Here is a 20,269-nt window from a genome sequence, read left to right as displayed (position 1 = left end):
CAGCGCGAGCGCGCTGTGCATCAATCTGGATATGGCCGATCATAAACATGTGGAGGGTTATACCGCGATTCCATCCAAGGAAAACCCCTTTTTGGTTTGACGATACAACTTGTCGGATTAGCTCTGCAGGATGGCTTGGAAAAACGCATTGATTATTGGCGCATCCGGCGGGATCGGCGCTGCGCTGGTCGCCGCGTTAGAGGTGCGGGGCGTGCAGGTTAAAACCCTTTCGCGCAGTGCGGATGGGTTGGATATCACCGATGAGGCATCCGTTGAACGCAGCTTAGGTGCTTTGCAGCAAACCTTCGATTTGATCATTGTGGCGACTGGTGCCTTGGTTATCGATGGGGCAGAGCCTGAAAAATCGCTCAAACAGATTAGCGGACAAGCGATGATGGACCAGTTTGCAGTGAATGCGGTTGGTCCCGCGCTGATCCTCGCGCGTGCCGCTAAACTTACGACGCGCGACAGACCTGCGCACATCGCTGTCCTCTCAGCGCGCGTTGGATCAATCGGAGATAACCGTCTCGGCGGGTGGTATTCCTACCGTGCGGCCAAGGCTGCGGTGAACCAGATCGTGCATACCGCCGCTATCGAACTCGCGCGCACGCATAAACAACTCAACTGCGTTGCGCTTCACCCCGGCACTGTTCAAACGCCCTTTACGGCAAAATACGTTGAACGCCACAAAACTGTCAGCGCGGATCAAGCTGTGCAAAATTTGCTGGGGGTCTTGGACGGGCTCACCCCAAAAGAAACAGGGTCGTTCTACGATTGGTCAGGCGCAAAAGTGCCGTGGTAAAAGCGGCGGGTCAGCATTTTCAACGCAAAGATCTAGGACACCAAATCTAAAATAAACTTGCCTCAGAGCATGGTTTCTTGCTCATGTCGTCCAAGCCACTCAAAGCGCGCGCAAAGGGACAGAGACATGCCAAAGAACAGCTGGAAGATTGCCGTTATCCCCGGCGACGGGATCGGGAAAGAAACCACGCCAGAGGGCATTCGTGTTCTGGAAGCCGCCTCGAAAAAATTCGATCTCGGGTTTGATTTCACTGACTACGATTTCGCCTCTGCCGACTACTACACACAGCACGGCCAGATGATGCCGGATGATTGGAAGGACCAATTGGGCAAGAGCGATGCGCTTTTCTTTGGTGCTGTTGGCTGGCCCGAAGTTGTGCCTGATCATATCTCGCTTTGGGGGTCGCTCATCCAGTTTCGGCGGGAATTCGATCAATACGTGAGCCTGCGCCCTGCGCGCGCGATGCCTGGCGTTCCATTGCCCCTCGCAGGTCGCGCGCCGGGCGACATCGATATGATGATCGTGCGTGAAAATACCGAAGGAGAATATTCCTCCATCGGTGGCAAAATGTTCCCCGGTACAGAGCGCGAGATCGTCGTGCAAGAAACCGTCATGAGCCGGATTGGCGTTGATCGTATCTTGAAATATGCCTTTGATCTGGCGGCCAAGCGCGGCAAGCACCTGACCTCTGCCACCAAATCCAACGGCATCTCGATCACGATGCCTTATTGGGATGAACGGGTCGCTGAAATGGCGACGCATTATCCTGACATCGAAGTCGATAAGTACCATATCGATATTTTGACCGCCCAGTTTGTCCTGCACCCAGATTGGTTCGATGTTGTTGTCGCCTCAAACTTGTTTGGCGACATCCTGTCCGATCTCGGTCCAGCCTGCACCGGCACTATCGGCATCGCGCCGTCGGGCAACATCAATCCTGAGGGAAAATTTCCCTCTCTGTTTGAACCCGTCCACGGCTCCGCGCCTGATATTGCAGGAAAAGGGATCGCCAATCCCGTTGGTCAAATTTGGGCGGCCGCGATGATGCTCGAACATCTCGGGGCGCAAGGGGCCAGCACATCAATCATTGCCGCGATTGAGCGGGTCTTGGCAGAAGAGGCCCTGCGCACGCCCGATCTTGGCGGACCTGCTGACACCAAAACCTGCGGCGCGGCCATCGCGGATGCCGTTCTGGAAGGACTATAGGTGGTCGCCTCTGCCTTCCTCGAAGGCTTTGATGTGCAAAGGGTGCAATTGCCCGAATTGGTCATCAACTACGTAAGCGCGGGGGAGGGGCCACCCGTTTTGCTGCTGCACGGCCATCCGCAAACCCATGTGGTCTGGCGCAAGGTGGCTCCGCGCCTTGTGCAGGCGGGTTACCAAGTCATCGCGCCCGATCTCAGGGGCTATGGGGACAGCGACAAACCTGAAAGCAACCCTACGCATTTGCCCTATTCCAAACGGGCGATGGCCGCAGATCAGATCGATCTGATGAGGCATTTGGGGCATAAGAGTTTTTCGGTCATTGGTCATGATCGCGGTGGCCGCGTGGCCCATCGTCTCGCGCTTGATTTTCCTGATGCCGTTGAACGCATCGCCGTGCTGGATATCGCGCCAACGCACACGATGTACGCGCAAACCAATCAGGAATTCGCGACGCGCTATTTCTGGTGGTTTTTCCTGATCCAGCCCAATGGATTGCCCGAAAAATTGATCGCCTCTGATCCCGAATACTTCTTGCGCAGACATATCGCGGGACAAATGAAGATCGAAGGAGCTGTCGACGAAGCCACAATCGCGGAATACCTGCGAAGCTACCGCGATCCGGCCACGCTCCACGCGATTTGCGAAGATTACCGCGCCGCCGCCAGCATCGATCTCGCCCACGATGAAGAAGACTTTAACAAACACATCACAGCACCCCTTTTAGCGATTTGGGGCGCGCAAAGCACTGTCGGGGAGCTTTATGACGTCAAGGCAACGTGGCAGGAAAAAGCAAACCACGTCTCGGGCGTCGCTCTCCCCTGTGGCCACGCGATCCCCGAAGAAGCTCCGGTAGAGTTGGCCGAACATCTCCTGAAGTTCCTAAAGGACTAGGTTAAGGACCTTCACTAGCGTTCGGTTCTCAAGCGTCAGCGCGTCGTCGTACTGCTACTGTCGGACTGCTGTCGCTCGCCGCGCGGTGCGCCGCATCCGCGAGGGCGGGGATCAACCGCTCGGCGTCTTCATACATGAGCGCGAGCCCAGCATTCGAGACGACTTCGAAAGTAATCCAAGGATAGGCTTTGTGCAGTTCATCAAGGGCGGCGAAGCTGATCGTTGGGTCTTCCTCGGCGGTGTAGATGTGGACCGGAATTTGTCGCAAACCTTGCATCAGGTGGCTCCAATCCTCATGGAACGCAATATACTCCATCGCAAAGGCACGTGCGGCATTGCTGGACGGGCCAGCCATCAATTCCAGATTGGCGACTAAAACTTGTTTGATCTCATCTGACTGCAACAATGCCAAATCTGTAGGTGAGTCTCTGCAGATTTTGTTGAGCATCGCATCGGGGCCGATGCGTTTAGCCATCATCATGACCGCCTTGGACGCGAAATGCACAAGGCTGGGGTTATGTCGCGCGGTCCAAACAAAGAAACGCTGCCAACGCCCGGGGCCATCAACCGGTTCACCGCCCGGAAGACACGGTCGCGCACCGATACCGATCACTTCGCTAATCAATTCGGGGTGTTTCGCGGCGAGATCAGCAGCGAAAGGAAAGTCGCTTCCATGAACGGCATAGGGCAGTTTAGAAATGCCAAGGCTTTTCAAAAGAAATGCCGTATCGCTGCTGGTCGTATCTAGGACATCCGCATCGGCATTCAGATTGTCGCTTTCACCATATCCTGAACGAATGGGGCAAATGATGCGCAGCTTATGTTGAAAGGCCAATTTAATCATCGGTTTCGTCCATCGCACCATGGCCGATCCCATATGCGAATAGAGCACGGGTTGGCCGTTTGATGGCCCCATTTCATGATAGGTCATGACGCGCTCATCAGGGAGCTTGATCGACTTAAAAGGTTTCCACACCTGTGCTTGAAACCAATCCTCAGACGTGACCAGCGTTTTCACAGTCTCATCGCCACCACCGACGGCTGAGGGTTCAGAAAATTCACTCAGGATCAGCGCAAAGCGCACGACATCCGCCTGTGATCGCAGGTTCATCTTGGCAATGATTGATTTGATCTGCTCGCGCACAGTGCCCACAGTCGTTCCGCGGCTCGCGGCGATGGATTTCACATCATGCCCTTCGGTGAGCTTTCGCACCACACCCTGTTCGGCCTTTGTCAGTTTGAAAGCGTTGTTTAGGATATCCCCAATTGCCTCGCGCCAATGGACATATGTCGACACAACCAGGGCAGATGGCGTTGCTCCGTTCTGTGTTGGAATGCGGATAACACGAAACAACATGGCGCCCTGCTTTGTCTCGTTCTCCGATTTGATGAGCCGTTCGCTGCAATCGTTTCGGTGCAGAACGTCTTTCACAACGTTGAGCAAAGGCTCTTGCACGTCGCTGGGTATTTGTAGTGACGATAAGTTGTCACCTTTGGATACATTAAACGCTGCATTCGCGCCGGCGTTTGCACCCTCTACGATAAGGGCGGCGTTCACAGTAAAGGCGGCGAATTTATCGTATGGTTTCAGGTGGTCCTCAAGCTGCGTCGGCGGTGTATCTCCGAGCAGTAAAAAGGCTTCGGCCCGTTCCAGATGAGCTTTGAAATGGGCATCGAACGCGCCTGTTTGGTTATCCCCAGTTTGCGTAAATTGCTCTTCCCAATCTGTGTCAGCCCAAAGGTTGATAAACTCATCAAGCTGCGTTGGCTCTAATGCAATGTCATAAATACGCTCAAGGATCAGTTTGTGGTCATCCTCTGGCTGACTAGGCTCGTGTCTTTGCATTGAAATCCCTAAACGATCTATAGAGTTGCAGAAAATTCAGCAGTGATATCGTGGGTCGTAAATAAAAAATTTGCGCAATTTGCGCGTATCGGTTCACTCAACAGAATGCTTGTGCCACTCGTCAAGGCCCACGTTTGCTCTGACGCATTTCAGTTCGCAAAACACCAACTGATTTCGCCACTTTTTTGATCTTTGCAACGAAAGCAATGGAGTGAAACGCCAAAAGCTGCCCAAAGAGGGGCAGCCTGATGGTATGTCCGCCTGCGCAAAGGACAATTCATCAACGCAGGCAGACACACCTCAAGTCTAAGGGGATTAACGGAAGAGGAAATCACCCCCAGAGTACGAAAATTGGTGTCGGTTCACAATAAAACCATCGACCCACCCCCGCATACCAAGAGGGCAGAAAGCCCCCTGTTCATGTAAAACTGCCCATGTGCGGTGCGTGCCAATCGTCGCAATTGTGCCGCGAATATAACGACCACTGCAGAGGCCAGAATAAGCCCGCCAAACGTCACGAGCGCTAAAATTAGGAATTGCGGCATTTCGATCGTTGTAAGGTTCAAGACCTCAGGCAACGTCAGTGGAAGCAGAACCATCATGTAGGGCGACAAAAAGCAAGTCGTCATCCCCGCAAAGGCTGGTGAACTCAGCTTTTTCTTAGCGTTCGCATCATCTTGAGCGATATCAACGCTGCCTTTCCAGATGTCGTAAGCCAACCAGAAAATATAGGCCATCATCACGTATTTGGAATATTCAAAGAACTCCGGCACAGAGGTCAGCCACGCGCTGAGGCCAAAACAAACTGCGGTGACGATCAGGACGCCGCCAACAGCGAAGCCAAGCCCAAATCTGACTGCGCCTTTGATATCGTTGCTAGCAGACCGGACAATTAGCATTAAAACGACGGGGCCTGGGGCTATTGCGATGACAAAAATAGTTAACCAATATGAAAAAATATCGACATAGGTCATCAAACGAGATCTCCATCTAAAGTGTTATGAAAAATGCTGCGAGACCTTGCACGCGAACGGCGCAGACGCAGGGCAAGCCCTGTGACGCCAATCGCGATGACACTACCTTGGATAAGCGCGGCAGAGAGGTTGAACTCCTCGATCAGACTGATCGAGACAAAAACCGAGGACATCACATTGGCAAGAGAGTAGGCGAGGCTGTTTCCATTCAGAACGCCCCATTGGACTGCAGCAAAGGCGGAAATATACAAAAGAAACCCAAGAACACCGATAACCTGAAGCGCGCCTAATGATTGGCTATAGTCAAATATCTGATCCATAAAAATTCCTCCGACTTAATGATCGAAGGGTTAATCGGCATCAAAAAGTCTGGCATCTCCCATTTGGGGGGTGAGGGCGAAAAAGGTGACGTTGGGTAAGGATTTCATTACCTTAAGAGCGGCGAAAAGCCCCAAATTAGGATTCATGCAGGCAGAATTGCGTGGCGAAAATGAGATCGCTCGCTGCGGCCGTAAAAGGTCCGCGGTCTCTCAAAGCCTTAGCTCAAATTTACTGATCGCTGTAGATTTTCAGGTGCCCCTGTTAACAGGCGGTGAATGCTTAGTTCCCCGTTGCGTCCGTCGGGCTTTGCTCCAGAAGTTGGCCATTGGCCCAAGTGCCAGACGCGACCCTGCCGTCTGCATAGCGCATCTCACCTTGGCCTTCACGTTTGCCGTTCACAAAGCGGCCTTCGTAAATATCGCCTGTCGCATAGCGCGCTGTTCCGAGGCCTGTCATCACGCCCGATTGCCATGCGCCATCATAGGAAAAACCATCCGCCATTCGAAAGATGCCGCGCCCATTGCGTTGCCCGTCTTGGAACTGCCCTTCATAGATTGATCCGTCAGGGAAACTCGCCGTTCCTGTACCGGTGATCTGATTTTCGACCCAAGCGCCTTCATAGCGATACCCGTTCGGGCGGGTCAGAACACCTTGCCCATGATGCCGTGCATCTTTGAAGCTGCCCTCATAGATCGTACCATCGCCGTATACCGCGCGCCCCGCACCTTCGATGACATTGGCAACCCATTGGCCCTCATAATGCGCGCCGCCCGGATAGGTGATCTTGCCTTGCCCCTGCGCCAGGCCGTTTTTCATCTGCCCTTCGTAAACAGAGCCATCAGGATAACTCACGCGGCCGATGCCATCGATCAGCCCCTTTTGCCATGCGCCTTCATAAATATAACCGTCGGTGGCGGTGAATTTTCCAACGCCGTGACGCAGATCATCAAAGAAATCGCCTTCATAGATGTCGCCGTTTTGATAGGTGACCTTACCTTTGCCTTCGCGCCGACCTGCAACCAGGTCGCCCTCATAGACATCGCCATTGGGTTGGATCACTTTGGCAAGTCCGCTCAATTGTCCACCGCGCCAAGGACCATCAAGGATCATTCCATCGCTAAGCGTAAAGATGCCAATGCCTTCGCGCTGCCCGTCTTGCACTTGACCTTGGTACTCAGACCCGTCGGGATAAACGATTGTTGCCGCGCCTTCCTTGGCACCGTTCACCCAATCGCCGTTGTACACATACCCGTCTTCGCGGCGCAGACTGCCTTTGCCGTGCTGCTTGCCACCTCGGAACGATCCTTCATAACGGCTCCCATCTGTGCTGATGGAAATCCCCGTGCCCTGTGGAAGCCCGTCGAGCCAGCTGCCCTCATAGGTGCTGCCGTCTGCGTAAGTGATTCTGCCGATACCCTCTGGTTTGCCCTTGGCAAATGCGCCGTCATAGACCGCGCCATCGGGAAACTTTGCGCGTCCTTGGCCGAGAATTTCACCCGCAATCCATTCGCCGGAATATTCATACCCGTTCGGAAGACGATAGGTCCCCAGCCCATGCTGCAACCCGTCTTTGAACGTGCCTTCATAGACACCCCCATCATCATATTGCTTGGTCTCGACACCTGAGGTTTGCGCAGACACAGCAAAGGGTTGAACGCCAAACGACAGGCTGGCGGCAAGAACTAAAGGGGCAAAGCGCATGTAAGACGTCCAATGCTTGGGGCAATTCCGTTTGGGCGACCCTAGTTCAGGGTCCAGACAAGAACAAATGGAATTTATACGCGGGTTAGCGCAGGCCCTTTCCCTCGCTTACAGCTGTGATACATCTGCCAAAACACGAACTGCCGGAGCGCATGACATGACATCTGCCAACGCAAGCGATCGCTTTCGCATCACCCTTGGTCAATTGAACCCAGTGATGGGCGATATTGAAGGCAACGCTGCCAAAGCGCGCGAGGCTTGGATCGCGGGCAAAGCGGCAAACGCCGACCTCGTTGCGCTGCCCGAAATGTTCATCCTCGGTTATAATTCCCAAGACTTGGTGATGAAGCCCGCTGTGCAAGCTGCCTGCCTTGCCGCGATTGAAGCGCTCGCAGTTGACTGCGCCGATGGCCCCGCGCTCGCAATCGGTGGCCCTGCGGTAGAGGAGGGTAAACTCTTCAACGCTTATTTCATCTGCCGCGATGGTAAGATCGTCAGCAAAGCGCTCAAGCATAACCTTCCGAATGAGGACGTCTTTGACGAGGTGCGTATTTTCGACAGCGGTCCACTTGGTGGTCCGTATTCCGTTGGCAACACGCGTATCGGCAGCCCGATCTGCGAAGATGCGTGGCATGAGGAAGTCTCCGAAACGCTCGAAGAAACCGGCGCGGAATTTCTGCTCGTGCCAAATGGCTCGCCCTATTATCGCGGCAAATTCGATGTGCGCATGAACCAAATGGTCAGCCGCGTTGTTGAAACAGGCTTGCCACTGATTTACCTCAACATGGTGGGCGGTCAGGACGATCAGGTCTTTGACGGCGGCTCCTTCGCGCTCAACCCCGGCGGCCAACTTGCCGTGCAACTGCCGGTCTTTGACGAACAGATCGCACATGTTGATCTTACACGCACCGCCGACGGTTGGCGCGTGGATGACGGCGAAAAAGCCATCATCCCCGGTCAATTCGAACAGGATTACCGCGTCTGCGTGCAAGCCTTGCGCGATTACATGGGCAAGACGGGTTTCAAAAAGGTTCTGCTCGGCATGTCAGGTGGCATCGACTCAGCGCTGGTCGCCACAATCGCCGTCGACGCGCTGGGCGGTGACAACGTGCGCTGCGTGATGCTGCCCTCGGAATATACATCCCAAGGCTCGCTTGATGACGCAAAAGACTGCGCAGAACGGATTGGCGCTACATACAATTTCGTCCCGATCAAAGAGGGACGGGATGCGATCACCAACACGCTCGCCCCACTGTTTGAGGGCTTAGAGCCTGACGTAACAGAAGAAAACATTCAGTCGCGCCTGCGCGGTTTGCTCCTTATGGCGATGAGCAACAAATTCGGCTCTATGTTGCTGACAACTGGCAATAAATCCGAAGTTGCCGTAGGTTATGCGACGATCTACGGCGACATGTCGGGCGGCTATAACCCGATCAAAGACATGTACAAAGTGCGCGTGTTCGAGGTCTGCCGTTGGCGCAACGAAAACCATTTCGACTGGATGATGGGGCCAGAGGGCGAAGTCATTCCGCCCTCAATCATCGACAAACCCCCGTCAGCAGAATTGCGCCCTGACCAAAAGGACAGCGACAGCCTACCAGACTATCCGATCCTTGACGGAATCTTGGAAATGCTTGTCGATAACGAGGCCTCCGTCGCCGATTGCGTCGCCGCTGGTTATGAGCGCGCCGTGGTCAAACGGGTCGAACATCTGCTCTACATCTCGGAATACAAACGCTTCCAATCTGCCCCCGGCACGCGCCTCTCGCGCCGCGCCTTCTGGCTGGATCGTCGCTACCCAATTGTGAACAGATGGCGCGATAACAGCTAGGCCATGGCACTAACGTTCAAAAAACTCACCGGCGTTAACAGCGCCGAATGGTCCGCGCTGCGCCTTGAAGGCGCGCGTGATTATCCCTTGGGTTTCCTGATCACCGAAGCTGATGTTCTGGGCGTGAGCGAAGACCAAGCGCGGGCAACCTTGGACAGCGGTGTGTATTACGGCGTTTTTGACGGTGAAACTCTCGTTGGATTTTGTGGCTTGCGCCCACAGCAACTTGAACGCGTCCGCCACCGTGCAGAGATTGGGCCGTTCTTCGTCAAAGGCAGCCACCACGGCACAGGCGCGGCAAGTAGGCTGATGGCTGGGATCATTGACGAGGCGCGCAGCATAGGCATCGAGCAGCTGGAGTTGTTCGTAGACACAGAAAACCACCGCGCTATTGGCTTTTATGAAAAGCAGGGTTTCGAACGCATCGCCATGCACCCCGACGGCGTGCGTATCGATGGTGTTTCGCGAAACGATTACTTCTATATCTTAAAACTCTAGACCTGCAAAAGCGGTCTGGTCTACATCATCGCCGCTGCAGATTGCGCTGTGAAAACACGCACGAAATCACCCGGGGATGATCCCGCCCAGAACACCCACAACCGGTTTGGTTGGTTTTCATCGATCCAAACATAATCACCTCGCTCCAACCCACGCAGTTCCTCGCTGATGTAATTCACTTGCGTGTTGGCCAGAAAATCTGTCGCGCCCATCGTGTCTTGCTGCACCGCAACGCCTAGAATAGGCGCGTCAAAATCGATATAGCCTTGATGAATGCCATTGATGCTGTCGAAAAACACGTAGTGACTGGCGACAATGGTCCCTTGAGGGATAACGCCTGTCTCAGGTCCAATATCCACGCGGATCGGTTCGATCAAAAGAATGTTTTGATCCTCGTCAAAAGCATACAAATTGCAGTCGTCGAAGGTGTCGTTCCCAACGGAAAACTCTTCTCTTGGATCGAGTATGACGAAATCCCCATTGCCTGATTGACGCAGGATATGACCGTCAATGACCGTCGCATTGGCCGACGTTGCGACCAAAAGGGGCAACGCAGTTAAGAGTTTTCGAAGTGACATTGGTGTTCCCCTGATCATGCGATCCACGCCGCAGTTGAACGAACCTTACCGCAAAGGCTGACAGCGCGGTGATCAAATTTCCGTAGGGATCACCAAAATCCTGTCATTCCTTGCAAACGGTAGCCGTTAGTCGTGGTAAAATAAAAACAATTGAAAATGAAAATCGAATTCCGCCTGCAGAAATGTGCCAAGCGACTTGAAAAACATCAATATTTTGACAACTTGCGCGTGTGAATAAAACGTAAAAGAATAATTTTATGCATAGAATTTTGAGTTTTGTTTTCCTTGCCTTAGGCGGGATAGGTGTTTCGGCGTGCGGTGGATCAACCATGTCCAGCTCTGGTTCGATTGAAACCGAGACAACGACAATTCAAAGCTTGGTGGACACAAATGAAGCGCGCTTCAGCAACGCTTTGTCTGTTCTCGCAAGGGATACGTCTACCGGAATGGTGATGTCCAGCGATCGTAGGGAAGTCACTGTAACGCCGAGCAAAAATGCTGCGGGCGTCGTGGTTTATAACGTGACCGCTTTTGGCCGAACGGTAACGTTTGAACCTTCAGATCTGAACAGTTCGGGGTCCTCGTTCTCGAAAACACTCCCTGATGGCACAAAAGTCTTTATGTGGTCGTTCGACGGCTCTTGGGATAAAATTCAGCAAGGGACGAGCAAATTCAAATACATGGTTCGGTTTAGCACATCAGACATAGCCGATGGTGTGAACACTCGGGCATATGGTGTCATGGGAACCCCAACCTCGGTGGCGCAATTGCCGACGAATGGCTCGGCAACGTATTTCGCGGAAAGAGGCATGCGCGCTGATGCTTATCTAACGACAGACCCGGATCAACGTGTCCGACTATACGGTGACGTCAACTTGGATGTGGATTTTGGTAAATCTCAAATTTCTGGTGAATTCAATAACCTGACAGATCAAGATGGAACAGGCAGCGACACTGTTCTCAAGTTGAAACCGGCAGCAGTGCGGAACGGTTCCTTCGCTACAACTTTGAGCATAGAAAACGGTGGAGATGAAGAAATAATGACGGCTTCTGCTGTCAACGGCAGGTTCTACGGGGATGAGGCGCAAGAAGTTGGTGGCGATTTAAGCTTCACAACGTCCAATGAAGGATCCCAATTTGTGGCTGCAGGCGCGTTTGGCGCCAAAAAGCAGTAGGCACGTTCCAATTTTTGGAAATGATAGGGTGACTTGTTTGCGGCTAAATCACCGCAAACAAGTTTCTCAAAATCCTACGCCGCGCCCTGTCTTGCCTTAGTCGGTAAGCCAAAGCGCGATATGTTCGATTTATTTCGCCAGAACGGCATCGATATCAGCGGCAGAATGACGGTTCGGCAGTTGACGTTCTTCAGGTCCCCAAGCCGTATTCACGATCTTACCGCGTTGCACCGCTTCGCGCGCATCGATCTGTTTGGTCCAGCGTTGCAAGTTCTCGTAGCTTTCCACATCCAAGAATTTGCCAGCCTCATACAATCCGCCCATAGCAAGGCGTCCGTACCAAGGCCATGTGCAGATATCGGCGATTGAATACTCATCGCCTGCCAAAAATTCATTATCCGCCAAATGACGATCCAGAACGTCCATCTGACGCTTTGCTTCCATCGCGAACCGATTGATCGGGTATTCCCATTTGGTCGGCGCATAGGCGTAGAAATGACCAAAACCACCGCCAAGGTATGGCGCGCTCCCCATTAGCCAGAACAGCCAGTTATAGCACTCAACGCGGGCTTTGCCTTCTGGAATAAACGCACCAAACTTCTCGCCAAGATACATCAGGATCGATGCGCTCTCAAACACGCGCACAGGCTCGTCGCCGGAATAATCCAGCAGGGCAGGGATCTTAGAATTCGGGTTCACGCCGACAAAGCCCGACCCGAATTGATCGCCCTCGCCAATGTTGATCAGCCATGCGTCATATTCGGCACCCGTGTGGCCAGCTGCCAGCAGCTCTTCGAGCATGACCGTCACTTTGACGCCATTAGGTGTGCCGAGTGAATGCAATTGCAACGGGTGCTCGCCGCGCGGCAGTTCTTTGTCATGGGTCGGGCCAGAAATCGGGCGGTTGATCGAAGCAAACTTGCCACCGCTGCTTTGATCCCATGTCCAGACTTCGGGCGGTGTGTATTCGTTAGTATCGCTCATTGGGATCGCTTTCTTTTCAATGAAAAAAGGTGGAAAGGGTGATATGTGTCGTACTGAACTGTGAAGATAGTGATTTTGATCGGATATTAAAGCGTTCACTCAAGAATGCACGCCCCTGTGAACTTGGCGCTGCGTCATTCCCGTGCGATACCTCGTAATGGCGCTTAGATTTGGAACGTTTAGATCATGCAATACGCGTTGTTTTTAAGGGCAGTGAACGTTGGCGGCACGGGTAAATTGCCCATGGCTGACCTGCGCGCTATGTGCGCTGAATGCGGGCTCAAAAATGCGCAAACCTATATCGCCAGCGGCAAAGTCGCGCTTAAATCCTCGCTGAACGCTGCAGACATCAAATCGCAGCTTGAGGCGAAACTAGACGCTTATGCAGGGCAAGCCGTTCCTGTCTTTGTGCGTAGCGCCGAACAAATGCAACGTATCTTAGCAGACAACCCTTTCCCAAATGCGGCTGGGAACCAAGTCATGGCGATCTTGCTCGATACTGACCCGCTCAAAGCCGCGCAAAGCGATATAAAGGGGCAAAACGATGAAGAGATCATCGCAGGCGAAAGCGTGCTCTACGTCCACTACCCAAGCGGCATGGGGCGATCCAAGCTGAAGATCAAAGGCGCGGTAGACGGAACCGCGCGCAACATGAATACCATTGCCAAGATGGTTGCGCTTACTTCGTAGGTTTTTCGCTGATCCAAACGGTGATCACGCCCTCAACGACGGCCGTGCCATCGGTGCGCCGCGCGGTCACTTTGATCGGCACATCGCCTACAACCCAATCAGCAGGATCACTCACTGCTTCACAAATCAGATCGCTGTCCGCTTTGGCGGGATAAGTCAGATCCATACCTTTCGGAATCCAGCGCAAATGCTTTGGCACGGTCGCCTCTGCCAAAAAGCCCATCGCCATTTCCAACCCATTGGCTACCGCGATTACATGAAACGTGCCGATATGGTTCTCTACCGCGCGCCGCTTCTTCAACGCGATTTCACAGTGACCCGGTTTCAGCGTCTTCACCAATGGCTTAACTGTGCGGAAATACGGCGCTTTGCGCGCGGCATAGGCCGAGAAAAGCTGCCGACCGAAAGGCCAGCCAAGCGCCTTTTCATAGGTGCGCAGAATGTAAGGTTTGCTCATGTCATGCCTCGCGGGTTACGTTGTCGCAAGTTAGGGCAACTTCTGGCCCATTGCATTAGTGACGCTGCGGGAGGCTGCGATGAGTGAAAACAAGACACAAGAAACCAAAGTTGATCCACGCGGTTTCATCGACGCGCTCGAACACCCAACGCGTAAGGCCGACGCGCTCACCTTGCTGGCGCTCTACGAACGCATCACCGGATACAAAGCCAAAATGTGGGGCCCAACGATCATCGGCTTCGGGCGCTATCACTACGTCTATGACAGTGGCCACGAGGGCGATTCCCTTGCAGCCGGTTTTTCACCGCGTAAATCCAGTCTCTCGCTCTACATCATGCCGGGCTATCAGGACTACGGCGATATCCTTGCGCGACTGGGCAAGCATAAAATCGGTAAAGCCTGCCTCTACGTGAACAAACTGGCCGACGTTGATATGGACGTTCTGGAGGAACTCATCACGCGCGGGCTGCATGATCTCGACAAAACCTGGCCGGTGCATCCAGAATAGCGGGCAAAACTGGACAATTCCCATCGCCTGTGACAGAGCACCCCCAACAGGAGATGCACCGATGACCACCACCCGTTTCGCCCCGTCGCCAACAGGCTATATTCACGTAGGCAACCTGCGCACTGCGCTGTTCAACTATATGATCGCGGCTAAATCCGGCGGCACCTTCATTCTGCGGATCGATGACACCGATCCTGTGCGTTCCGAAGAGAAATATGTCGACGCGATCAAGCAAGATCTAGAATGGCTCGGCCTGACGTGGGACAAGGTGGAACGCCAGTCTACACGCCTTGATCGCTACGCCGAAACCGCCGACAAACTGCGCGAAATGGGTCGCTTCTATGAGGCGTTTGAAACGCCTGTTGAGCTCGACCTCAAGCGCAAAAAGCAACTCAACATGGGCAAACCGCCCGTCTATGACCGCTCTGCTTTGGCGCTTTCTGACGCCGAAAAAGAAGCGATGCGCGCAGAGCGCGGCAATGGTGTGTGGCGTTACAAGCTTGATCAAGAGCGTATCGAATGGACCGATGGCATCCTTGGTGACATTTCGATCGATGCGGCCTCTGTGTCTGACCCTGTGCTCATTCGCGGCGATGGTCAGGTGCTTTATACGCTCGCCTCTATCGTTGATGACACGGACATGGGCGTCACTAATGTTGTGCGCGGCTCTGACCACGTCACCAACACTGCGACGCAAATCCAGATGATCAAAGCAATCGGTGGCACCGTTCCTGACTTTGCGCACCACTCGCTCCTAACTGGTCCACAGGGTGAATCCCTGTCCAAGCGCCTCGGCACACTGGCCCTTCGCGATCTGCGCGAAGCGGGTGTTCAGCCGATGGCGCTTCTTTCGCTCTTGGCGCGTCTTGGCTCGTCCCAACCGGTCGAACTGCGCACGTCTATGGACGAACTGATTGAAGGCTTCGACGTCACACAATTCGGCTCCGCGCCAACGAAATTCGACGTGGATGATCTCTACCCGCTGACTGCGCGCTATAACCAAACACTGTCGCTCGACGCCGTAAAAACCCGCATCTCCGACCTCGGCATCTCCGATGATCAGGCAGAGCGTTTCTGGGACGTCACGCGCGAAAACATCACTGTTCTCAGCGATTTGGCGGAATGGGCGGACCTCGTGAAAAACGGTGCAGAGCCGTTGATCGAAGACGAGGATAAAGAATTTGTCGCCGAGGCCATGGCAATGCTGCCAGAGGCACCTTACGTTGACACGACGTGGGGCGAATGGACCTCTGCCGTGAAGGCCGCAACAGGTCGTAAGGGCAAGGGTCTCTTCATGCCACTGCGCAAAGCGGTCACAGGCCGTCAACGTGGACCGGACATGGCCTCGCTCATGCCGCTTCTGCAAGTGATAAAAGCCAAAGGATAATACATGTCAGAGCAAGCCAAGTTTCTCGAAGGTTCGCTCTTTAAACATGTATCGGTGATGTCGCTCACGGCTTCGGTCGGATTGATGGCGATCTTCCTTGTCGATTTCGTGGATATGATTTTCATCTCCATGCTCGGCAAGGCAGAGCTTGCCGCTGCTGTCGGCTATGCGGGTGCGATCCTCTTTTTTACCACCTCCTTCGGCATCGGCATGTCGATCTCCGCGGGCGCACTGGTTGCCCGCGCCTTGGGCTCAGGGGATGAGCATGAGGCCAAACGCAAAGCGACCCATGCGCTGATCTATGGCATCGTCTTTGGCGCGATTTTCGCCGCATTGGTCTGGCTTAACCTTGGCTTCTTCGTCACCCTGTTGGGTGCGACGGGGGATACTCATGATTTGGCGGTTCACTATCTGCAAATCATTGTCCCAACCCTGCCGTTCCTGATGGTCGGCATGGTCGGCGGCGCAATCCTGCGCGCGCATGGTGATGCGAAACGCGCGATGTTCGCGACGATCTCTGGCGGCGTGGTTAATGCTGTGCTCGATCCCATCCTGATTTTTGGCTTGGATCTTGAGCTTACAGGTGCAGCCCTTGCCTCGGTCGCCGCACGCCTGACTATCGCAGCTGTTTCCTTGCAACCCATCTTGAAATTCTACGGCGGTTTCGTGCGCCCCGAAGCCCGCGATCTGATGATCGATTTGCGCCCCGTTCTGGCAATTGCATTCCCAGCAATCCTGACCCAACTCGCGACCCCAATTGGGCAGGCCTATGTCACCCGCGCGATGGCTGAATTCGGCGAAGCGGCGGTCGCAGGTATGGCCATCGTGGGCCGCCTGACCCCCCTCGCTTTCGGAACTATCTTCGCCCTTTCTGGCGCTGTTGGGCCCATCATCGGCCAGAACTTCGGCGCGGGGCAGCATGACCGCGTGCGGGGTGGCTTCTTTGCCGGCGTGATCTTTACAGCAGCTTTCGTCATCGCAATGACACTGCTGCTTTTCCTCCTCAGGGCACCCATCGCCGACATCTTCACGGCCACGGGGATCACACGCGAATTGGTCTATCTCTTCTGTGGACCACTGGCGCTGATGTTCTTCTTCAACGGGCTTCTCTTTGTCGCAAACGCCAGCTTCAACAACCTTGGCCACCCGTTCTATTCCACATGGCTCAATTGGGGTCGCCACACGCTTGGCACCATTCCATTCGTGATCTTAGGGGCGGCATGGTACGGTGCGCCGGGCGTTTTGATTGGACAGGCCATCGGCGGCGTGCTCTTCGGGATCGCTGCGCTGGTGCTGGCCATGCGCGTCATGCGCAAAGTTGAGACAGGCGTTGTCCCAGCAATTGAACCGGCACCCTTCGAGCGTGAAGCGCGCCGCATGCGCCGCGCTTTCTGGCGTCGCTAGTCGCGTATAATCGTGCACTCTAACGCATGTACCGCTTCGTCAACAAAGCGCGTTTCATCCGTGTTCAAAACCTGATGGCGCGGATAGCGCGGCGCGGCGCGATCATCCAAAATCGGCGTGTCCCAACCATGGGTCGTTGCGAAAAACAGCGCTGCACCCGCTTCCCCAAATTCGCGCAAATATCCCTGCACGACCACATCAAGATAGCTCATCAAGATCGAATGGGGGGCAGGTGGCACAGGGTGCTTGCCCACCGGTACCTCGTAAATCGCGGTGTTTTCGGTGCACGTTAGCGGAATACGGTTATAGCCATGTTCGCGTTCGTCCAGCGCACGCCAATCTGCATTGGGAACTGCTGCTGTCAGCCCCTCAATCGTTGACCCCGGCTCTGGCGTGGCTGTCAAAAACGGCGCGTCGTGCAATGTCGTTTGCCGCCAAACGCGCGCCCAACCCGAAATGCGGGTTCTTTGAATGTCTTGGTAACCGTGGGTGGCTCGGTTGACCAAGCTTCCGTAGCCAAAAAAGCGCGGTGGTGGTGTGCCCGCTTGATCCATGCCTGCGTTGCCCTTTAGTCAAATTCCAACAATTGTACCTCTACCTGTTGAACCTAACGACAGAAAGGGGGGCAGGCAAAGCAACTACTCATGCGCTCGCAAAATTTGCGCGGGACGTGTCAAAAGCGGTCGCCAAGCAAACGCTAATCCTGCCAGCAATGTTGCCAAGATCCCGCCAAGGATAATTGCAAACGCATTGGTCCAGATCACCTCATACTCGGTTTCCATTATAAATGTACTAACGGCCCAACCACCCAAGATACCCGCGCCCAAAGCGACCAAACCCGCCGCACCGCCAAGCAAGGCAGAGCGCAAAGCAAAGCTGCGCAAAATATGCGCGCGCGTCGCGCCAAGCGTTTTCAGCACAGCCGCTTCAAAGGTACGCGCCTGCTCGCCTGCTGCAGAGGCACCAATCAGCACAAGAAAGCCGGTAAGCAGGGTCGCCGCCGCGCCATAACTTACGGCAGCGGCCAACCCCTCAAGGATACGCGCAACCCGATCTATCGCATCGCCGACACGGAACGCCGTGATATTGGGAAAGGCTGTGCTCAAATCTCGTAAAATCGCTGCCTCGCTTTCAGGCGTGGCATAGACTGTCGAAATGAAACTATGCGGTGCCCCCGACAATGCGGCGGGGTTCATCGACATGATGAAGCCAATACCCGCGGTCGAAAAATCAACCTCTCGCAGGCTGGAAATCGTGGCCGTGATATCGCGTCCCAGAATGTTGATCGTCAACTCATCCCCAAGCTTCAGTCCCATTTCTTCGGCTTCTTCTTGGGCAAAACTGACCAGCGGTGGACCTACGTAATCCGCCTCCCACCATGTGCCAGCGGTCAGCTTGGTGTCCTTGGGCATTTCGGTTGAATAGGTCAATCCGCGATCCCCTTGCAGCACCCAATGCTCGCCCGCAACATCACGCGCGCGCACGCCATTTATCTTGGTGATGATCCCGCGCAGCATTGGCGCACTGTCGACGCGACTTACGCTCGGATCAGCGTCGAGCCGCTCCAAATAGCCTGGCATTTGATCCTTTTGGATGTCGACAAAGAAATAAGAGGGCGCAACCGTCGGCAAATCCCGTGCAATCGCACCGCGCAGATTGCCATCGATTTGTCCGACAGAGGCCAAAACCGATAGGCCCAAACCCAAGGATAAGACGACCGACACCGCCTCTTCCCGAGGGCCAGAGATTGCGCCGAGCGCCCAACGTAAGCTCGCAAATCCACGCGCCCAAGGGGCGCCGCGTTTGGCCATAATGCGGATCAAATGCGCGGCGAGTACCAATAAAACTAATGCGCTCATAATGCCGCCAGCAGTCCAGAGCGTGAGGAAAACCGTCCCCGAAAACAGGCTTGCGGCGGTCAGTAGCAGCGCCAGCAGCCCTGCGATAACGAATAAGAAACGCAGCGCAGGCAATCGCGCGCTTTGCTGTCCGGCATCCCTGAATAGCGTCGCCGCGCGGATGTTTTCCGTGCGTGACAGGGGCCAGATCGTAAAGATTAACGCGGTCAACGCGCCATAGAGCGCCGCTTCAAGCAGCGGCTTGGGATAGATGGCGAATGCTGCGGGTATTGGCAGCCGTTCGGTGATTAACGGGGCCAAAAGTAGCGGCGCAAATGCACCCAGTGCCAGACCAATCGCGATGCCAATGACGCTCAGAACGCCGATCTGGATGAAATAAGTCTGAAAGATCACGCGCCGCTCAGCGCCCAAGGTGCGCAATGTCGCAATAACTGATGTTTTGCTTTTGAGATAACTGTTTACCGCTGCAGAAACGCCAACGCCGCCAACCGCCAGCCCCGATAAGCCAACCAGCACCAAAAACGCGCCAAGCCGTTCAACAAATTCGGCAATCCGCGGCGAGCCGTTCCTTGAATCTCGCCAGCGCACACCGCTTTCTTCGAATTGCGTTTCTGCGACAGTGCTCAGCGTTTCCAGATCGGTGCCCTCCGGCAGATCAAGGCGATATTTGCTCGAAAACAAGGTGCCCGCTTGCAATAATCCCGACCCGTCAAGCGCGTCTTTCAATACGATCACGCGCGGTCCTTGGGTGAAACCGCCCCCTGCATTGTCAGGCTCGCTCAACAAGATCGACGACAGCCGCAGCTCCTGTGTGCCAAGCTTAAAGGTATCGCCGACTTTCAGTCCCAAACGATCGACCAAAACGCGTTCCATCACCGCGCCGTTGGTGGTTAGCGCCGCGCTCAAAGGCATCTCAGGCTCTAGCACCACGTTGCCAATCAGCGGGTAAAATCCATCAACCGCCTTAACCTGCGTCAGCCCGCGTTCTTCGCCGACAATCGCCATAGAGCGAAAATCAGCCACTTCCGACACCGCAAGCGCGTTCTCCTCCATCCAAGTGCGCTCGGCCTCGCTGGCAAATCGATAGGTCAGTTCCATCTCCGCATCGCCGCCTAGTAGCGCTGCGCCTTCAACCGCCAATCCGGCCTCAATCGACG

19 protein-coding genes are annotated in these 20,269 nt (G+C 54.6%); 10 read left to right on the top strand and 9 right to left on the bottom strand.

The window, feature by feature from the left end; all coding sequences use genetic code 11:
• Nucleotides 1-130 precede the first annotated feature (130 nt).
• From ABJQ89_RS08690 to ABJQ89_RS08680, 3 genes are all read left to right on the top strand, one after another.
• Nucleotides 131-802: an SDR family NAD(P)-dependent oxidoreductase gene (locus ABJQ89_RS08690; RefSeq protein WP_348495856.1), complete on the top strand. Its 672-nt coding sequence runs from the start codon at nucleotides 131-133 to the stop codon at nucleotides 800-802.
• 126 nt (nucleotides 803-928) lie between these two features.
• On the top strand, nucleotides 929-2,008 hold the full coding sequence (locus ABJQ89_RS08685) for a tartrate dehydrogenase (protein WP_348495855.1): 1,080 nt from the start codon (nucleotides 929-931) through the stop codon (nucleotides 2,006-2,008).
• Nucleotides 2,009-2,899 (top strand): alpha/beta hydrolase, encoded by an 891-nt coding sequence (locus ABJQ89_RS08680; protein ID WP_348495854.1) that lies wholly within the window; start codon nucleotides 2,009-2,011, stop codon nucleotides 2,897-2,899.
• Between the two features lie 28 nt (nucleotides 2,900-2,927).
• On the opposite strand, the gene ABJQ89_RS08675 is transcribed toward ABJQ89_RS08680, so the two are convergent.
• From ABJQ89_RS08675 to ABJQ89_RS08660, 4 genes are all read right to left on the bottom strand, one after another.
• Nucleotides 2,928-4,745, bottom strand: a complete 1,818-nt coding sequence (locus tag ABJQ89_RS08675; RefSeq protein ID WP_348495853.1) for a LuxR C-terminal-related transcriptional regulator — start codon at nucleotides 4,743-4,745, stop codon at nucleotides 2,928-2,930.
• A 362-nt stretch (nucleotides 4,746-5,107) separates the two neighbouring features.
• The gene (locus ABJQ89_RS08670; RefSeq protein WP_348495852.1) at nucleotides 5,108-5,719 is read right to left on the bottom strand and encodes a LysE family translocator; all 612 of its coding nucleotides are present in this window, start codon (nucleotides 5,717-5,719) and stop codon (nucleotides 5,108-5,110) included.
• On the bottom strand, nucleotides 5,719-6,039 hold the full coding sequence (locus tag ABJQ89_RS08665) for a hypothetical protein (protein WP_348495851.1): 321 nt from the start codon (nucleotides 6,037-6,039) through the stop codon (nucleotides 5,719-5,721). The genes ABJQ89_RS08670 and ABJQ89_RS08665 overlap by 1 nt, the downstream gene beginning before the upstream one ends.
• Nucleotides 6,040-6,319: 280 nt before the next feature.
• A complete protein-coding gene (locus ABJQ89_RS08660; protein WP_348495850.1) occupies nucleotides 6,320-7,741 on the bottom strand; it encodes a 2-isopropylmalate synthase in 1,422 nt (473 codons plus the stop codon).
• 157 nt (nucleotides 7,742-7,898) lie between these two features.
• Here ABJQ89_RS08660 and ABJQ89_RS08655 point away from each other — a divergent pair, with 157 nt between their 5' ends.
• Both ABJQ89_RS08655 and ABJQ89_RS08650 read left to right on the top strand, forming a co-directional pair.
• On the top strand, nucleotides 7,899-9,572 hold the full coding sequence (locus tag ABJQ89_RS08655) for an NAD+ synthase (protein WP_348495849.1): 1,674 nt from the start codon (nucleotides 7,899-7,901) through the stop codon (nucleotides 9,570-9,572).
• A gap of 3 nt (nucleotides 9,573-9,575) precedes the next feature.
• Nucleotides 9,576-10,070: a GNAT family N-acetyltransferase gene (locus tag ABJQ89_RS08650; protein WP_348495848.1), complete on the top strand. Its 495-nt coding sequence runs from the start codon at nucleotides 9,576-9,578 to the stop codon at nucleotides 10,068-10,070.
• 20 nt (nucleotides 10,071-10,090) lie between these two features.
• Here ABJQ89_RS08650 and ABJQ89_RS08645 read toward each other — a convergent pair whose 3' ends face one another.
• Nucleotides 10,091-10,648: a hypothetical protein gene (locus ABJQ89_RS08645; RefSeq protein WP_348495847.1), complete on the bottom strand. Its 558-nt coding sequence runs from the start codon at nucleotides 10,646-10,648 to the stop codon at nucleotides 10,091-10,093.
• Between the two features lie 257 nt (nucleotides 10,649-10,905).
• On the opposite strand from ABJQ89_RS08645, the gene ABJQ89_RS08640 reads away from it, so the two are divergent.
• A complete protein-coding gene (locus ABJQ89_RS08640) occupies nucleotides 10,906-11,823 on the top strand; it encodes a transferrin-binding protein-like solute binding protein (protein WP_348495846.1) in 918 nt (305 codons plus the stop codon).
• A gap of 129 nt (nucleotides 11,824-11,952) precedes the next feature.
• Here ABJQ89_RS08640 and yghU read toward each other — a convergent pair whose 3' ends face one another.
• Nucleotides 11,953-12,807, bottom strand: coding sequence for a glutathione-dependent disulfide-bond oxidoreductase (gene yghU, locus ABJQ89_RS08635; RefSeq protein ID WP_348495845.1), 855 nt, complete (start codon nucleotides 12,805-12,807; stop codon nucleotides 11,953-11,955).
• Nucleotides 12,808-12,993: 186 nt separating this feature from the next.
• On the opposite strand from yghU, the gene ABJQ89_RS08630 reads away from it, so the two are divergent.
• A complete protein-coding gene (locus ABJQ89_RS08630) occupies nucleotides 12,994-13,497 on the top strand; it encodes a DUF1697 domain-containing protein (RefSeq protein WP_348495844.1) in 504 nt (167 codons plus the stop codon).
• Here the strand turns inward: ABJQ89_RS08630 and ABJQ89_RS08625 are convergent.
• On the bottom strand, nucleotides 13,487-13,954 hold the full coding sequence (locus ABJQ89_RS08625; protein WP_348495843.1) for a hotdog fold domain-containing protein: 468 nt from the start codon (nucleotides 13,952-13,954) through the stop codon (nucleotides 13,487-13,489). The two genes, ABJQ89_RS08630 and ABJQ89_RS08625, sit on opposite strands and share 11 nt — an antisense overlap.
• A 79-nt stretch (nucleotides 13,955-14,033) precedes the next feature.
• Here ABJQ89_RS08625 and ABJQ89_RS08620 point away from each other — a divergent pair, with 79 nt between their 5' ends.
• The 3 genes from ABJQ89_RS08620 (at nucleotide 14,034) to ABJQ89_RS08610 (ending at nucleotide 17,253) form a co-directional block, all read left to right on the top strand.
• Nucleotides 14,034-14,462, top strand: coding sequence for a DUF1801 domain-containing protein (locus tag ABJQ89_RS08620; RefSeq protein ID WP_348495842.1), 429 nt, complete (start codon nucleotides 14,034-14,036; stop codon nucleotides 14,460-14,462).
• Between the two features lie 61 nt (nucleotides 14,463-14,523).
• Nucleotides 14,524-15,849: a glutamate--tRNA ligase gene (gltX, locus tag ABJQ89_RS08615; protein ID WP_348495841.1), complete on the top strand. Its 1,326-nt coding sequence runs from the start codon at nucleotides 14,524-14,526 to the stop codon at nucleotides 15,847-15,849.
• 3 nt (nucleotides 15,850-15,852) lie between these two features.
• Nucleotides 15,853-17,253 carry an MATE family efflux transporter gene (locus ABJQ89_RS08610; protein WP_348495840.1) on the top strand — a complete coding sequence of 467 codons (1,401 nt, stop codon included), beginning with the start codon at nucleotides 15,853-15,855 and terminating at the stop codon, nucleotides 17,251-17,253.
• Here the strand turns inward: ABJQ89_RS08610 and ABJQ89_RS08605 are convergent.
• The gene (locus tag ABJQ89_RS08605; protein WP_348495839.1) at nucleotides 17,250-17,807 is read right to left on the bottom strand and encodes a gamma-glutamylcyclotransferase family protein; all 558 of its coding nucleotides are present in this window, start codon (nucleotides 17,805-17,807) and stop codon (nucleotides 17,250-17,252) included. The genes ABJQ89_RS08610 and ABJQ89_RS08605 overlap by 4 nt on opposite strands.
• 84 nt (nucleotides 17,808-17,891) lie before the next feature.
• A partial coding sequence (locus ABJQ89_RS08600; protein WP_348495838.1) for an FtsX-like permease family protein occupies nucleotides 17,892-20,269 on the bottom strand: 2,378 nt, incomplete at its 5' end.

This window comes from Planktotalea sp., assembly GCF_039984035.1.
Classification (GTDB): domain Bacteria; phylum Pseudomonadota; class Alphaproteobacteria; order Rhodobacterales; family Rhodobacteraceae; genus Planktotalea.
This window is presented reverse-complemented; position numbering and strand designations above follow the sequence as displayed.

What these genes read in the sequence shown, in the direction of transcription:
- ABJQ89_RS08690 (WP_348495856.1), top strand. Translation starts at nt 131, where the DNA reads ATGGCTTGGAAAAACGCATTGATTATTGGCGCATCCGGCGGGATCGGC.
- ABJQ89_RS08685 (WP_348495855.1), top strand. Translation starts at nt 929, where the DNA reads ATGCCAAAGAACAGCTGGAAGATTGCCGTTATCCCCGGCGACGGGATC.
- ABJQ89_RS08675 (WP_348495853.1), bottom strand. Translation starts at nt 4,745, where the DNA reads ATGCAAAGACACGAGCCTAGTCAGCCAGAGGATGACCACAAACTGATC.
- ABJQ89_RS08670 (WP_348495852.1), bottom strand. Translation starts at nt 5,719, where the DNA reads ATGACCTATGTCGATATTTTTTCATATTGGTTAACTATTTTTGTCATC.
- ABJQ89_RS08665 (WP_348495851.1), bottom strand. Translation starts at nt 6,039, where the DNA reads ATGGATCAGATATTTGACTATAGCCAATCATTAGGCGCGCTTCAGGTT.
- ABJQ89_RS08660 (WP_348495850.1), bottom strand. Translation starts at nt 7,741, where the DNA reads ATGCGCTTTGCCCCTTTAGTTCTTGCCGCCAGCCTGTCGTTTGGCGTT.
- ABJQ89_RS08655 (WP_348495849.1), top strand. Translation starts at nt 7,899, where the DNA reads ATGACATCTGCCAACGCAAGCGATCGCTTTCGCATCACCCTTGGTCAA.
- ABJQ89_RS08650 (WP_348495848.1), top strand. Translation starts at nt 9,576, where the DNA reads ATGGCACTAACGTTCAAAAAACTCACCGGCGTTAACAGCGCCGAATGG.
- ABJQ89_RS08645 (WP_348495847.1), bottom strand. Translation starts at nt 10,648, where the DNA reads ATGTCACTTCGAAAACTCTTAACTGCGTTGCCCCTTTTGGTCGCAACG.
- ABJQ89_RS08640 (WP_348495846.1), top strand. Translation starts at nt 10,906, where the DNA reads ATGCATAGAATTTTGAGTTTTGTTTTCCTTGCCTTAGGCGGGATAGGT.
- yghU (WP_348495845.1), bottom strand. Translation starts at nt 12,807, where the DNA reads ATGAGCGATACTAACGAATACACACCGCCCGAAGTCTGGACATGGGAT.
- ABJQ89_RS08630 (WP_348495844.1), top strand. Translation starts at nt 12,994, where the DNA reads ATGCAATACGCGTTGTTTTTAAGGGCAGTGAACGTTGGCGGCACGGGT.
- ABJQ89_RS08625 (WP_348495843.1), bottom strand. Translation starts at nt 13,954, where the DNA reads ATGAGCAAACCTTACATTCTGCGCACCTATGAAAAGGCGCTTGGCTGG.
- ABJQ89_RS08620 (WP_348495842.1), top strand. Translation starts at nt 14,034, where the DNA reads ATGAGTGAAAACAAGACACAAGAAACCAAAGTTGATCCACGCGGTTTC.
- gltX (WP_348495841.1), top strand. Translation starts at nt 14,524, where the DNA reads ATGACCACCACCCGTTTCGCCCCGTCGCCAACAGGCTATATTCACGTA.
- ABJQ89_RS08610 (WP_348495840.1), top strand. Translation starts at nt 15,853, where the DNA reads ATGTCAGAGCAAGCCAAGTTTCTCGAAGGTTCGCTCTTTAAACATGTA.
- ABJQ89_RS08605 (WP_348495839.1), bottom strand. Translation starts at nt 17,807, where the DNA reads ATGGATCAAGCGGGCACACCACCACCGCGCTTTTTTGGCTACGGAAGC.